The organism is Pseudomonas sp. DE0157 (assembly GCF_007678615.1).
In the GTDB taxonomy this organism is placed as follows: domain Bacteria; phylum Pseudomonadota; class Gammaproteobacteria; order Pseudomonadales; family Pseudomonadaceae; genus Aquipseudomonas; species Aquipseudomonas parafulva_B.
Map to the genome: position 1 here is coordinate 166,466 of NZ_VEJN01000008.1, position 13,672 is coordinate 180,137.

The following is a 13,672-nucleotide window of genomic DNA, read 5'->3' on the forward strand; positions in this document are numbered from 1 at the left end:
GGTCGGGCGTCAGGCTGGAGCACAACGCAGGGAGAATTGATCCATGCAAGCTGTGACCAAGAAGACATCGGCATTGCGCCTGTTGCTGGCAACGCTGATCCTGGGCAGTACGTCTCAGCTGGCCGCCAAGCCGCTGGTGGTGTGCACCGAGGCCAGCCCCGAAGGGTTCGACGTGGTGCAATACACCACGGCGGTGACGTTCGACGCTGCAGCTGAAACCCTCTTCAACCGCCTGGTGGACTTCAAGCCCGGCACCACGGATGTACAACCAGCTCTGGCCGAGCGCTGGGACATTTCTGCCGACGGCCTGACCTATACCTTCCACCTTCGCCGTGGGGTCAAGTTCCACACCACCGACTATTTCAAGCCCAGCCGCGATCTGAACGCCGACGATGTGCTTTGGAGCTTGCGCCGCCAGCTTGACCCGAACCACCCCTGGCACGACAAGACCAGCATCGGCTACCCCTACTTCGAGAGCATGGCCTTCAAATCGTTGCTCAAGTCGGTGGACAAGACCGACGACTACACCGTGGTGATCACCCTGACCCGGCCCGAGGCGCCTTTCCTGCGCGACATGGCCATGGGCTTCACATCCATCTATTCCGCCGAGTACGGCGATCAGTTGCTGGCAGCCGGCAAAACGGCAGAGCTCAACAGCAAGCCAATCGGCACCGGGCCGTTCATTTTCCAGCGCTACAACAAAGATGCCCAGGTCCGCTTCAAGCCCAACCCGGACTACTTCCGTGGCAAGCCGCCCGCCGATGCCCTGGTTTTCGCCATCGCCACCGACAGTAACGTGCGCCTGCAGAAGTTGCGCGCCAACGAGTGCCAGGTTGCGCTGTATCCCAAACCGGACGATGTGCCGTCGATCATGGCGGATCCGCGCCTGAAGGTCGCGCAGACCGAAGCGCTGGTGACCGGCTACATTGCCATGAACACCCAGCATCCGTACCTGAGTGATGTACGCGTGCGCAAGGCGATCAACATGGCATTCGACCGCCAGACCCACGTCGACCAGCTGTTCGGCAAAGGCAATGCGCTGGTCGGCATCAACCCGTATCCCCCTTCGATGATCGGCTACAACACCGCCAACCAGAACCCGCCACGCGATCTGGACCAGGCTCGTGCGCTGCTTAAACAAGCCGGTGTACCCCAGGGCACGGTCATCACCCTGTTCACCCGCAATGGCGGCGGCCCGACCAACCCAAATCCGCGACTGTCCGCCGAGATGCTTCAGTCCGACCTGGCGCAGATCGGCCTTAAGCTGGATATCCGTGTCATGGAATGGGCCGAAATGCTGCGCCGTGCCAAGAAAGGCGAGGCGGACCTGGTGTCCAGTGGCTGGGCCGGCGACAACGGCGACCCGGACAACTTCCTCACCCCCTTGCTTAGCTGCGAGGCGGCCAGCAATGGCGAGAACTATGCACGCTGGTGCAACTCGAAATTCCAGGCACTGATCACCCGCGCCCGCGAGGTGAGCGACAACGACGAGCGTGCCAGGCTCTATAGCGAGGCATTGACGGTGTACGATGAGGACCAGCCCTGGATCAGCATGGCCCACCCCAAGGTGTTCACGGCCATGCGTGACAACGTGGAGGGCTACGTGATCAGCCCCCTGACCAGCAACAACTTCGCTACCACCCGAGTGAAGTAGAACAACAACGACCGCCGTTGCCCTGTGGGCAATGGCGGCTCTGCCGTGGCAGGTACCTGCCATGCGGCCTGATGAGGTAACTGCGACCATGTTGAGTTTTATTGCCCGGCGCCTCGGCCTGTTGATCCCGACCTTTTTCGGCATCACCTTGCTGACCTTCGCGCTGATACGCCTGATCCCCGGTGACCCGGTGGAAGTGATGATGGGCGAACGCAGGGTCGACCCGCAAATGCATGCCGAGGCCATGGAACGGCTAGGCCTGAACAAACCGTTGCCAGCCCAGTACCTGGACTACATCGGCAAGCTGGCCCAGGGCGACCTGGGCGAGTCGCTGCGCACGCGCGAGAGCGTATGGAGCGAGTTCACCACCTTGTTCCCGGCCACCCTGGAACTGGCCATGGCCGCCTTGCTGTTCGCCGGCGTGGTCGGCTTGCTGGCCGGGGTGATCGCCGCGCTCAAGCGCGGCTCGCTGTTCGACCATGGGGTGATGGGGATTTCGCTGGCCGGCTACTCGATGCCGATCTTCTGGTGGGGCCTGATCCTGATCATGTTCTTCTCGGTGAGCCTGGGCTGGACTCCGGTATCCGGGCGCATCGACCTGCTCTATGACATCGAACCCAAGACCGGCTTCATGCTCATCGACACCCTGCTCAGCGATGAAGAAGGCTCGTTCAAGGATGCGGTGATGCACCTGATTCTGCCGGCCATCGTCCTTGGTACCATCCCGCTGGCCGTGATCGCACGCATGACGCGCTCCTCCATGCTCGAAGTGCTGCGCGAGGACTACATCCGCACGGCGCGCGCCAAAGGGCTTTCCCCGGCCCGGGTCGTGTTCATGCACGGCTTGCGCAACGCCCTGATTCCCGTCTTGACCGTGTTCGGCCTGCAGGTCGGCACCTTGCTGGCCGGTGCAGTGTTGACCGAAACCATCTTCTCCTGGCCGGGCATCGGCAAATGGCTGATCGAAGCCATCGGTGCCCGTGACTACCCCGTGGTCCAGAACGGCATTCTGTTGATTGCCTGCCTGGTGATCCTGGTCAACTTCGTCGTGGACATTCTCTACGGCTTGGCCAACCCACGCATCCGTCATCAGCGCTGAGGCCCCGTCATGACCAACTCGACTGCAAAAAACCTGTCCCCGGTCAGCCCGGTGGACCAGAGCCTTCTCTACCCCTCGCCCTACAAGGAATTCTGGCAGGCATTCGCGCGCAACAAGGGCGCGGTGATGGGCCTGGCGTTCATGTGCGTGGTGGTGTTCTGCGCGCTGTTTGCGCCCTGGGTCGCACCCCACGACCCCAGCGAGCAGTACCGCGATTTTCTACTGACTCCCCCGGTGTGGCTGGAGGGCGGCACCTGGCAGTTCATCCTGGGCACCGATGAGCTTGGCCGCGACCTGCTCTCGCGCTTGATCCAGGGGGCGCGCCTGTCCTTGCTGATCGGCTTGTCATCGGTGGTGATATCGCTGATCCCCGGCATTCTGCTCGGGTTGCTGGCAGGCTTCTTCCCGCATTTCGTCGGCCCTTCGATCATGCGCCTGATGGACGTGATGCTGGCCCTGCCCTCGCTGCTACTGGCCGTCGCCATCGTCGCCATCCTCGGCCCTGGCCTGATCAACACCGTGATCGCCATTGCCATCGTCTCGCTGCCCTCGTACGTGCGCCTGACCCGCGCCGCCGTGATGGGCGAGCTTAACCGCGACTACGTCACCGCCGCCCGGCTGGCAGGTGCTGGGCTGTGGCGCCTGATGTTCGTGACCGTGCTGCCCAACTGCATGGCGCCGCTGATCGTGCAGGCCACCTTGAGCTTTTCCTCGGCCATTCTCGATGCCGCCGCCCTGGGTTTCCTGGGCCTTGGCGTGCAACCCCCGACGCCGGAGTGGGGCACCATGCTGGCCTCGGCCAGGGATTACATCGAGCGCGCCTGGTGGGTGGTGAGCCTGCCGGGCCTGACCATCCTGCTCAGCGTACTGGCGATCAACCTGATGGGTGATGGCCTGCGCGATGCGCTCGACCCCAAACTCAAGAACGCCGCCTGAGGAGCACACCCATGTCTTTGTTGCAGATCAACAACCTCAACGTGCGTTTTGGCGACGCGGACGCCGTGCCGGTGGTGGACGGGCTGGACTTGCAGGTTCATGCCGGCGAAATCCTGGCCATCGTCGGCGAGTCCGGTTCGGGCAAATCGGTGACCATGATGGCCCTGATGGGCCTGATCGAGGCCCCGGGTCGGATCACCGCCGATGCCATGACTTTCGACGGTACCGACATGCTCACCCTCAGCGGCCGGCAACGGCGCAAGGTGGTGGGCAAGGATATCGCCATGGTCTTTCAGGACCCGATGACGGCCCTGAACCCCAGCTACACCGTGGGCTATCAGATCGAAGAAGTGCTGCGCCAACACTTGGGCCTCAAGGGCAAGGCGGCGCGGCAACGGGCCCTGGAACTGCTGCAGAAGGTCGAGATCCCGGCCGCCGAGAGTCGCCTGGACGCCTATCCGCATCAACTGTCCGGCGGCATGAGCCAACGGGTGGCCATCGCCATGGCCATTGCCGGCGAGCCCAAGCTGCTGATCGCCGACGAGCCGACCACGGCGCTGGACGTGACCATCCAGGCGCAGATCATGGAGCTGCTGGTCAACCTGCAGCAGGAGCGCAACATGGCCCTGATCCTGATCACCCATGACCTGGCGGTCGTGGCCGAGACCGCGCGCCGGGTGTGCGTGATGTATGCAGGCCAGGCTGTGGAGGTGGGCCAGGTGCCAGAGCTGTTCGACATCCCTGCCCACCCCTATACCGAAGCCCTGCTGGCGGCGATTCCCGAGCACAGCCTGGGTGCCGAGCGATTGGCCACCCTGCCCGGCATCGTTCCGGGCCGCTATGACCGCCCCACGGGTTGCCTGCTGTCGCCACGCTGCCCGTATGTGCAGGACAACTGTCGACACCAGCGCCCGGCCCTGGACCCCAAAGCCCAGAGCCTGGCCCGCTGTTTCTACCCACTGAACCAGGAGGTGGCGTGATGGCCGTCGTTCTATCGGCCCGGGACCTGACCCGGCATTACGAAGTCTCCCGCGGGTTGTTCAAGGGCCATGCGCTGGTACGCGCGCTCAATGGCGTTTCGTTCGAGCTGGAGGCGGGCAAGACGTTGGCGGTGGTCGGTGAGTCCGGTTGCGGCAAGTCGACCCTGGCCCGCGCCCTGACCCTGATCGAGCAGCCCACCTCAGGCTCGCTGCAGATCGCAGGTACCGAGGTAACCGGTGCCAGCAAGGTCGAGCGCAAGCAACTGCGCCGGGACGTACAAATGGTCTTCCAAAGCCCTTACGCCTCGCTCAACCCGCGGCAGAAGATCGGTGACCAACTGGCCGAGCCGTTGCTGATCAACACCACGCTGAGCAAGGCGCAGCGGCGTGACAGGGTGCAGAAGATGATGGAGCAGGTGGGGCTGCGCCCGGAGCATTACCAGCGCTATCCGCACATGTTCTCGGGTGGACAACGCCAGCGTATCGCGCTGGCACGGGCCATGATGTTGCAGCCCAAGGTGTTGGTGGCCGACGAACCGACGTCTGCGCTGGATGTGTCGATCCAGGCCCAAGTGCTGAATTTGTTCATGGACATGCAACAGCAGTACGGTACCGGTTACGTGTTCATCTCTCACAACCTGGCGGTAGTACGGCACGTGGCCGACGATGTACTGGTCATGTACCTGGGCAGACCGGCGGAGATGGGGCCCAAAGCCGATATCTACGAAAAGCCGCTGCATCCGTATACCCAGGCCCTGCTGTCTGCCACACCCGCTATTCATCCAGATCCGTCCAAACCGCGTATCCGCATTGCCGGCGAGCTGCCCAACCCGCTCAACCCGCCGGATGGCTGCGCTTTTCACAAACGCTGCCCCTACGCGACCGATCGCTGCGCCAATGAAGTACCGGCGTTCAGGCAGGTGGAGACCCGGCAGGTGGCTTGTCACTATGCGGAGCAGTTTCTCTAAGGAAGGTATGGATCGGCCGGTCCGGCGGGCCGGCAAGACCGCTGCCAATTCACTGGCTTTCAGAACCGGTGCAAGACGACAGATCGACAAGTAAGACATAAACGAAAAGGGCCGCTAAGCGGCCCTTTTCGTCAGTGCATGAACAGTGCAATCAGAATGATGATTGGAATCGGTACACCCAGCAGCCATAGCAATATCGAGCGCATGTTCGTTCTCCTTACTTAGCGTTGAATAGTGCGGTGAGCGACGTAGTCGCCTTCAAGCCACTGAACCTGGTCGCGACGACGACCACCGTACAGCGCGGCGAGGCTGGCGAAGAAGGCGCCGCACAGAAGGGCCACGAAGGTCCACAGGGCAGTCCAGGCAGCCACTTTGGCGGCGGTGTCTGCAGCTTGCTTGGCATCGGTCTTCAGTTGTTGAACTTGAGCCATGACTTGGTCGACGCGCGCTTCAGCTTCCGGCTGGGACAGGCGGGTGCGCTGGGCAACCAGCTGCGCCAGGTAGGCACGGTCTTCAGGTGCCAGGGCGCCGTCCCCGGCGAAGCCTTTGGCCAAGATGCGAGCGGCAACACCATTGGCCGCATCATCGCTGACAGGCGCTGGGCCCTCGCCACGGAACAGGCCGTCGACGAAGTAGTCCAGAGACTCGTCCGAGGCATTGGAGGCGGCAGCACCACCGGCAGCGGCGGTCATGCCGGCCGCTTGAGTCGCTGCACTGGCACCTGCACCGACGATGTTGCCGGCGGTACCCAGTACCAGCATGGCCGTCACCAAGGTAGCCACGGCCCACGACAGGAAGCCGTGTGCAGTGTCGCGGAAATACACTTCGTCACCGTGCAGATTGGCCCATTTCACGCGCAGACGGCCGGCAATGTAGCCGCCCATGCCCGAAGCGATGATCTGGGTCAGCAGCAACCAGACAATGGTGGAAATACCCAGGGCTTTGGCACTGGCCCCTTCATCTGCCCACGGCGAGGTCGCGGCAAAGCCGAGCCCTGCACCGAGCACTACCAGAAGGAGAGAGATGGCAGCAGCACCGGCTGCGCCAGCGAAGATCGCTGCCCAGGAAACACCTGAGCGGCTTTGAGTATCGACAACGGGATAGTCGGCAGATGAGATCATGATGTGGTCGCCTGTGTTGTTAGCGAGAAGTCCATTCGCGCATTAAACGTTGCAGCCGCTGTGCCAGTTGCCATAAAAAATCCCGCCCTTTTAAATCAATGAGTTACAAAAACAGGTTAATTATTGATCGTGCAAAATGCGCGAATCGGCCTCTAGCATCAGGTGTTCTGCAATTCTTGTCGCCACGCCAGGGAACAGGCATGATCCTGCCATGACCCTGCCCGATGGCCCGTCCCAGACGCCGATCACCGCCGACACCGTGATGCGCTACCACCTGTGCTGGAAGTATCGCGATCTCGATGGCGTGATGGCGCTGTACCACCCCGACATTCAATACCACGACTTCTTCCAGAATCGCGTGCTGAGCCATGCCGAGCTGCGTGCGTACGTGAGCGCCTGCCTGCCCCATGCCGCCGGTGAGGACATCGTGCACAGCGACCGTATCCGCGTCGATGGCTGTACGGCGTACATTCAGTACCAGGTCACCGTGCAGGGCGGGGACGGCCTGGTGGCGTTCCAGTCCAGCGAGGCGATCACGGTAAAGGACGGCCTGATCTGGCAGGTCAATGAGTACGCCACACTCGTGCGTCAGCAAAGTGCCGGCAGCACCCGTCGTACTTCTCGGCCCGCCACCAGCCGGCTAGGGCTGTCCCCGCGTCAGTTGTCGACCATGGCGCAAGACCTTGAGCACTACTTCCAGCGACAACGCCCGTACCTGGATCCTGAGCTGAGCCTGCAACAGGTCGCTCAGGCCAGCGGTTACAGCCGCAATCAGATCTCCTACCTGTTCAACCAGGTGCTGGGCCAGAGCTTTTATCGCTACGTCAACCAGGCGCGCCTGCAGCACCTGATGACGATCCTGGCAACTGACAACGGCCAGGCGTCCATCGATGACCTGGCATTCAACGCCGGTTTCAACTCGCTGTCCGCGTTCTACAAGTGCTTTCGCGAGCATACCGGGCTGACGCCCAAGGCCTACCTCAAACAGATTTCCTCGCGTGCACGCACGTAAGACAACCGCTGCCGTTGCCCACTAGCATCGCTCCATCACCTGACCGCTTGTGGAGCCCGGCCCATGCAGCCCCTGCGTACCCTCAGCTTGTGGATGGACCAGCTGCAAGAGCCGCTGCGTGCGCGCCCTGCTCTGCGTGAAAACGTCGAGGCCGACGTCTGCATCATCGGCGCTGGCTATACAGGCCTGTGGACCGCTTACTACCTCAAGCGCCAGGCGCCGCACCTCAACATCGTGGTGATCGAGGCCAACATCGCCGGGTTCGGTGCCTCGGGGCGCAACGGCGGATGGCTGATGGGCAATTTGCTGGGTGAAGATCGCCTGCTGGCCAGCCTGTCGCCGCTGCAGCGCCGCGCCAGCATCGACCTGCTGCATGACATTCCGGACGAAGTACAGCGCGTCTTGCACCGCGAACAGCTCGATTGCGACTACCGCAAGGGCGGCGTGTTGTACTGCGCGGCGCGGTATCCCGAGCAGGAGCGAAGCCTGCGTGTCTACCTGGACCACTTGTACAACCTGGGCATGACCGAGGACGATTACCGCTGGCTGTGCCCAGCACAACTGCAGGGCCAGTTGCGCGTGAGCAACACCTATGGCGCCATCTACAGTCCGCACACGGCCACGATACAGCCGGCCAAGCTCGTCCGTGGCCTGGCCAGCGTGGTCGAGGCCATGGGGGTGCCAATTTACGAGAACACACCGGCGCTGGACTGGCAGCCTGGCGAAGTGACCACCCCGTTGGCACGTCTGCGGTGCAACTGGATCGTCCCGGCGGTGGAAGGCTACGCCGCCAGCTTGCCGCCGTTGGGCAAACACCAGTTGCCGGTTCAGAGCCTGATGGTGGCCACCGAACCCTTGCCGCAAGCCACGTGGGCGCAGATCGGCCTCGACCAGGGGCAAGCCTTCAGCGAGGGCAGCCGGCAAGTGACCTATGGTCAGCGCACCGCCGACGATCGCCTGGTGTTCGGTGCCCGAGGTGGCTACCGCTTCGGTGGCAGGTTACGCGAGGACTCTAACCTCCAGGCCCATGAGATCGAGCTGCGTCGCTACCTGTTCAGCGAGCTGTTTCCACAACTGCGCCATGTGCGCATCACCCATTCGTGGGGCGGCAACCTGGGCATGGCGCGGCGCTTCCGGCCGCACATGCTGTGCGACCGCCAGCGGGGTATCGCGTTGGCCGGTGGTTATGGCGGCGAAGGCGTAGGCGCAACCAACCTGGGCGGTCGCACCCTGGCCGCACTTATCCTGAATCAGCAGAACGCGCTTACCGGACAGCCCTGGGTACACGACAACAGGCCGCTATCGAGCTTGGCCAGCTGGCCTGCGGAGCCCAGCCGCTGGCTGGGGTACAACGCCATCATCCAGAGCTTCGTCCACGAGGATCGCACCCTGGCCAACCCCGCGACACCGCCATGGAGACGGCAACTGGCCACCAAGCTGGCAGATTTCATGGAAGGCTTCATGCACTGATTCTTCACCCAAACAGGATCGACCTGTCATGAGCATCACTCAGTTCAAACGGGCAGACAGCGCCGTTTTACAGTCCAGCAGCCCTGTTGCCGTACCCCTCGGCCAGCCCGTGGCGGTGACATCGATCACGTGCGTGCAACGCAGCGATGGCGTGGAAACGGGCATCTGGGAATGCACCCCAGGGCGCTGGCGACGGCAAATCACGCAACAGGAGTTCTGCCATTTCATCAAGGGCCGCTGCACTTTTACCCCTGACGATGGCGAGCCCCTGGTCATAGAAGCCGGAGACGCATTGATGCTACCGGCCAACAGCACCGGCACCTGGGATATCCAGGAAACCGTGCGCAAGACCTACGTACTCATCTTCTGATCCGCTGATCGCCTGCCTTCGATAACAACACACAAAGCAAGGTGACCCGACATGCGCACGCTAATCATCGCCCCCTTGATGCTGGCCGCCAGCGTGGCCAGCGCGGCAGAAACCGTCAAGATCTACAACTGGTCCAGTTATATAGCGCCCGACACTTTGAAGCAGTTCCAGCAAGCCACCGGCATCGTGCCCACCTACGACGTCTACGACAGCAATGAGACCCTCGATGGCAAGTTGATGACCGGCAATTCCGGCTACGACGTGGTGTTTCCCTCCAACCATTTCATGGCCCGGCAAATCCAGGGCAAAGCCCTCAAGCGGCTGGACAAGTCGCAGTTGCCCAACTGGAAGAACCTCAACCCGGTGCTACTCAAGGCACTGGAAGGCAATGATCCGGGCAACCAGTACGGGTTCCCGTACCTCTGGGGCAGCACGGGCATCGGCTACAACATCGACAAGGTCAAAGCCGTATTGGGCGACGACGCGCCGGTCGATTCCTGGGACCTGATCTTCAAGCCGCAGTACATGAGCAAGCTCAAAGGGTGTGGCGTGGCGGTACTGGACAATGGCCCCGAGTTGCTGCCCATCGCCCTGCACTACCTGGGACTGCCCCACCACAGCCAGAACCCGGCCGACTACGACAAGGCCAAGGCGCTGCTGATGCAGGTGCGGCCGTACATCAGCTATTTCCACTCATCCAAGTACACGGCGGACCTGGCCAATGGCGACGTCTGCGTCGTGGTCGGGTTCTCGGGGGATGTGCTCCAGGCAAAAAATCGCGCCGAGGAGGCCCACAACGGGGTCAAGGTCGGCTACTCGATACCCAAGGAGGGGGCGCCGATGTGGTTCGACATGGTGGCCATGCCCGCCGATGCGCCGGACGAAAAGGCCGGGTATGCCTACATGAACTACCTGCTGGAGCCGCAGGTGATGGCCGCCATCAGCAACCACGTGCAATACGCCAACGCCAACCTGCAAGCCGATGCGCTGGTTGACCCGGCGCTCAAGGCCAACACCATGATCTATCCGAGCGAAGCGGTGATGGGCAAGTTGTACGCGCTTGAAGCGATGCCAGCCAAGATTGACCGTATCAGGACACGTATCTGGACCAGTGTGAAGGCGGGCAACTGATACCTGCCCTTGCGGGGGCGGCGTCAAACCGTTGAGATGAGCGAGACGGGCGTCGAGCCGCCCTCTTCGCCCAACGGCCTGGCCACCGAAGTGGCCGGGCCCTTTACGCTCAGTGGTGCTCGCGCGTGGCGCGGAACTTGACGTCAGGCCAGCGCTCTTCCATCAGCGACAGGTTGACCCGGGTAGGTGCCAGGTAAGTCAGGTGCCCGCCACCATCGATGGCCAGGTTCTCCATGGCCTTGTTCTGGAATTCCTCCAACTTCTTCTTGTCATCGCAGGCGATCCAGCGCGCCGACCATACGGTGATGGGCTCATAGGCGCACTCGACCTTGTACTCTTCCTTCAGGCGACTGGCCACCACGTCGAACTGCAGCACACCGACCGCACCGAGGATGATGTCGTTGCTGCGCTCGGGGAAGAACACCTGGGTAGCACCTTCTTCGGCCAGCTGCTGCAGGCCCTGACGCAACTGCTTGGATTTCAGCGGGTCTTTCAGGCGCACGCGGCGGAACAGTTCCGGAGCGAAGTGCGGGATACCGGTGAAGCCCAGCGCCTCGCCTTCGGTGAAGGTGTCACCGATCTGAATGGTGCCGTGGTTGTGCAAACCGATGATGTCGCCGGCGTAGGCTTCTTCGAGCTGCTCACGCTCGGAAGAGAAGAAGGTCAGCGCATCACCGATGCGCAGGTCCTTGTTCAGCCGCACGTGGCGCATTTTCATGCCCTTTTCGTACTTGCCCGAGCAAATGCGCATGAAGGCGATACGGTCGCGGTGTTTCGGGTCCATGTTCGCCTGGATCTTGAACACGAAGCCGGTGAATTTCTCTTCCACGGGCTCGACGGTACGCTCGTGGGCAACACGGCCCAGCGGGCGCGGCGCCCAGTCGACGACGGCATCGAGCACGTGGTCGACACCGAAGTTACCCAGTGCGGTACCGAAGAACACAGGGGTCAGTTGACCGTTGATGAATTCGTCCTGGTCGAACGCGTGGCAAGCGCCCTGCACCAGCTCCAGCTGCTCGACGAACGCGTCGTACTGGTCGCCCAGGTGAGCGCGGGCTTCGTCCGAGTCCAGCTTGCGAATGATCCTGGCTTCGGTACGCTCGTGGCCATGGCCCGGCGTGTAGACGATGATGTAGTCACCGGTCAGGTGGTACACACCCTTGAAGTCACGGTAGCAGCCGATAGGCCAGGTAATCGGCGCGGCCTTGATCTTCAGAACGGCTTCGATTTCGTCGAGCAGTTCGATCGGGTCGCGGATGTCACGGTCGAGCTTGTTGATGAAGCTGACGATGGGCGTATCGCGCAGGCGACACACGTCCATCAGGGCAATGGTACGCGGCTCTACACCTTTACCGCCGTCGAGCACCATCAGCGCCGAGTCCACGGCCGTCAAGGTGCGATAGGTGTCTTCGGAGAAGTCTTCGTGGCCGGGGGTGTCGAGCAGGTTGATCATGTGCTCGCGGTACGGGAACTGCATCACCGAGGTGGTGATGGAGATGCCGCGCTGCTTTTCCATTTCCATCCAGTCGGAGGTGGCGTGGCGGTCGGACTTGCGCGACTTCACGGTGCCGGCGACGGAGATGGCCTTGCCCATCAGCAACAGCTTCTCGGTGATGGTGGTCTTACCGGCGTCGGGGTGGGAAATGATTGCGAAAGTGCGGCGCTTCGCGACTTCGGCGGCCTGGTTGGTCATGGGAAATCGCCTGACTGGGGGATCAAAAAGGGGCAGCATCATACCTGAAATTCGACTCGGCGAAAATCGGCCAGTGGCGGACGGTCGGGTACCGCCCCGTCCCTCGCTGGCAAGTCAGCGCCTACCTGAGGTGCGCAAACGCCTGCCGTGCGGGGATGGGAACTGGCGCTGCACAGGCAGAACGCGAATACGTGCAAGACCAGTGCTTTCAACGTCTACAGCTGCATTTATCGATTCTTTTCACTTGCTAGATCGCTGTTAACCAGTGATTAGTGCTGGCCAAACGCCCCCTGAGATGGGAACCTTTGCGCCCGAGGAGACGTCCACTCCCCTGTAAACCGCTTCGGTTGGGGAACGGTTTCACCAGCGTTTTCGAACCCGACGGGGTTTGGCTCATGGCCTGATCGGCGCCTATGGCTCGCATCGGGCTGCTAATCGCGAACACACCACCGCTGCCTCTCGGGGCTGGCCAAGAAGAAGTGTGCTCGCCGACGACAAGAAGGAGTCCACCTGTGGCGACACGCTACGGAAAAGGGCTGTTGGGATGGGCCGCCGTGCTCGTCATCCTGGCCCTGCTGGTCCACTGGATCGGCCTCGACACGATCGCGCGCTACCGCGATGATCTGACGTTCTACCTGCAAGCGCACCTGGTTCTGGTGCTGGCTTCGATGGCGGCGGCATTGGCCGTGGGCATCCCCGCCGGCATTGCCTTGAGTCGACCGCATAGGGTCGACAAAGCCGAGCGGTTCATGCAGTTCTTCAACATTGGCAACACCATCCCCCCCCTGGCTGTACTGGCCATCGCCCTGAGCGTACTAGGTATCGGCGCAGGCCCTGCCATTTTCGCCCTGTTTCTCGCCTCCCTCCTGCCCATCGTGCGCAACACCTACGAAGGGCTTAAAAACGTTCCCGCCTCGCTCAAGGAAGCCGCTACCGGTATCGGCATGACGCCGCGCCAGCAGTTGTGGCAGGTGGAGCTGCCCAATGCCGTGCCCATCATCGTCGGTGGCGTGCGTGTAGCACTGGCGCTGAACGTGGGCACCGCCCCGCTCGCCTTCCTGATCGGTGCCAACAGCCTGGGCAGCCTGATTTTCCCCGGCATTGCCCTTAACAACCAGCCCCAGCTCTTGCTGGGCGCCGCTTGTACGGCACTGCTGGCATTGCTGCTGGACGCACTGGTGACGTTCGCCAGCAAGCGCTGGCTGGAACGTGGCCTGGCCCAATAACCCGAGGAAAAC

The 13,672-nt window shown here is 62.3% G+C and carries 12 protein-coding genes; 10 read left to right on the plus strand and 2 right to left on the minus strand.

What is annotated here, in order from left to right; genetic code table 11:
- The first annotated feature begins 43 nt into the window (after positions 1 to 43).
- From FS777_RS12600 to FS777_RS12620, 5 genes are all read left to right on the plus strand, one after another.
- Entirely contained in the window at positions 44 to 1,654 is a 1,611-nt protein-coding gene (locus tag FS777_RS12600) for an ABC transporter substrate-binding protein (protein WP_058637481.1), read from the plus strand.
- Positions 1,655 to 1,742: 88 nt separating this feature from the next.
- On the plus strand, positions 1,743 to 2,753 hold the full coding sequence (locus FS777_RS12605) for an ABC transporter permease subunit (RefSeq protein ID WP_058637549.1): 1,011 nt from the start codon (positions 1,743 to 1,745) through the stop codon (positions 2,751 to 2,753).
- 9 nt (positions 2,754 to 2,762) lie between these two features.
- Positions 2,763 to 3,689, plus strand: coding sequence for an ABC transporter permease subunit (locus tag FS777_RS12610; RefSeq protein WP_058637480.1), 927 nt, complete (start codon positions 2,763 to 2,765; stop codon positions 3,687 to 3,689).
- A gap of 11 nt (positions 3,690 to 3,700) precedes the next feature.
- Positions 3,701 to 4,669 (plus strand): ABC transporter ATP-binding protein, encoded by a 969-nt coding sequence (locus FS777_RS12615; RefSeq protein ID WP_145255776.1) that lies wholly within the window; start codon positions 3,701 to 3,703, stop codon positions 4,667 to 4,669.
- Positions 4,669 to 5,637: a peptide ABC transporter ATP-binding protein gene (locus FS777_RS12620; RefSeq protein ID WP_058604386.1), complete on the plus strand. Its 969-nt coding sequence runs from the start codon at positions 4,669 to 4,671 to the stop codon at positions 5,635 to 5,637. Before FS777_RS12615 ends, FS777_RS12620 begins: the two co-directional genes overlap by 1 nt.
- A gap of 221 nt (positions 5,638 to 5,858) precedes the next feature.
- On the opposite strand, the gene FS777_RS12625 is transcribed toward FS777_RS12620, so the two are convergent.
- On the minus strand, positions 5,859 to 6,758 hold the full coding sequence (locus tag FS777_RS12625) for a hypothetical protein (RefSeq protein WP_027913710.1): 900 nt from the start codon (positions 6,756 to 6,758) through the stop codon (positions 5,859 to 5,861).
- Positions 6,759 to 6,969: 211 nt separating this feature from the next.
- On the opposite strand from FS777_RS12625, the gene FS777_RS12630 reads away from it, so the two are divergent.
- The 4 genes from FS777_RS12630 (at position 6,970) to FS777_RS12645 (ending at position 10,741) form a co-directional block, all read left to right on the plus strand.
- A complete protein-coding gene (locus tag FS777_RS12630; protein WP_145255779.1) occupies positions 6,970 to 7,770 on the plus strand; it encodes an AraC family transcriptional regulator in 801 nt (266 codons plus the stop codon).
- A 63-nt stretch (positions 7,771 to 7,833) separates the two neighbouring features.
- Positions 7,834 to 9,240 carry an FAD-binding oxidoreductase gene (locus FS777_RS12635; RefSeq protein ID WP_145255782.1) on the plus strand — a complete coding sequence of 469 codons (1,407 nt, stop codon included), beginning with the start codon at positions 7,834 to 7,836 and terminating at the stop codon, positions 9,238 to 9,240.
- Between the two features lie 28 nt (positions 9,241 to 9,268).
- On the plus strand, positions 9,269 to 9,610 hold the full coding sequence (locus tag FS777_RS12640) for a cupin domain-containing protein (protein WP_058604382.1): 342 nt from the start codon (positions 9,269 to 9,271) through the stop codon (positions 9,608 to 9,610).
- A gap of 51 nt (positions 9,611 to 9,661) precedes the next feature.
- Positions 9,662 to 10,741 carry a polyamine ABC transporter substrate-binding protein gene (locus FS777_RS12645; protein ID WP_027913706.1) on the plus strand — a complete coding sequence of 360 codons (1,080 nt, stop codon included), beginning with the start codon at positions 9,662 to 9,664 and terminating at the stop codon, positions 10,739 to 10,741.
- 109 nt (positions 10,742 to 10,850) lie between these two features.
- On the opposite strand, the gene FS777_RS12650 is transcribed toward FS777_RS12645, so the two are convergent.
- The gene (locus FS777_RS12650) at positions 10,851 to 12,434 is read right to left on the minus strand and encodes a peptide chain release factor 3 (protein WP_078479072.1); all 1,584 of its coding nucleotides are present in this window, start codon (positions 12,432 to 12,434) and stop codon (positions 10,851 to 10,853) included.
- 512 nt (positions 12,435 to 12,946) lie between these two features.
- On the opposite strand from FS777_RS12650, the gene FS777_RS12655 reads away from it, so the two are divergent.
- Complete coding sequence (locus FS777_RS12655; protein WP_027913703.1) at positions 12,947 to 13,660, plus strand: ABC transporter permease; 714 nt, start codon at positions 12,947 to 12,949, stop codon at positions 13,658 to 13,660.
- Positions 13,661 to 13,672 lie beyond the last annotated feature (12 nt).

Coding starts and splice junctions, on each gene's coding strand:
- FS777_RS12600 (WP_058637481.1), top strand. CDS start 44: ATGCAAGCTGTGACCAAGAAGACATCGGCATTGCGCCTGTTGCTGGCA.
- FS777_RS12610 (WP_058637480.1), top strand. CDS start 2,763: ATGACCAACTCGACTGCAAAAAACCTGTCCCCGGTCAGCCCGGTGGAC.
- FS777_RS12650 (WP_078479072.1), bottom strand. CDS start 12,434: ATGACCAACCAGGCCGCCGAAGTCGCGAAGCGCCGCACTTTCGCAATC.
- FS777_RS12625 (WP_027913710.1), bottom strand. CDS start 6,758: ATGATCTCATCTGCCGACTATCCCGTTGTCGATACTCAAAGCCGCTCA.
- FS777_RS12620 (WP_058604386.1), top strand. CDS start 4,669: ATGGCCGTCGTTCTATCGGCCCGGGACCTGACCCGGCATTACGAAGTC.
- FS777_RS12635 (WP_145255782.1), top strand. CDS start 7,834: ATGCAGCCCCTGCGTACCCTCAGCTTGTGGATGGACCAGCTGCAAGAG.
- FS777_RS12615 (WP_145255776.1), top strand. CDS start 3,701: ATGTCTTTGTTGCAGATCAACAACCTCAACGTGCGTTTTGGCGACGCG.
- FS777_RS12640 (WP_058604382.1), top strand. CDS start 9,269: ATGAGCATCACTCAGTTCAAACGGGCAGACAGCGCCGTTTTACAGTCC.
- FS777_RS12645 (WP_027913706.1), top strand. CDS start 9,662: ATGCGCACGCTAATCATCGCCCCCTTGATGCTGGCCGCCAGCGTGGCC.
- FS777_RS12630 (WP_145255779.1), top strand. CDS start 6,970: ATGACCCTGCCCGATGGCCCGTCCCAGACGCCGATCACCGCCGACACC.
- FS777_RS12605 (WP_058637549.1), top strand. CDS start 1,743: ATGTTGAGTTTTATTGCCCGGCGCCTCGGCCTGTTGATCCCGACCTTT.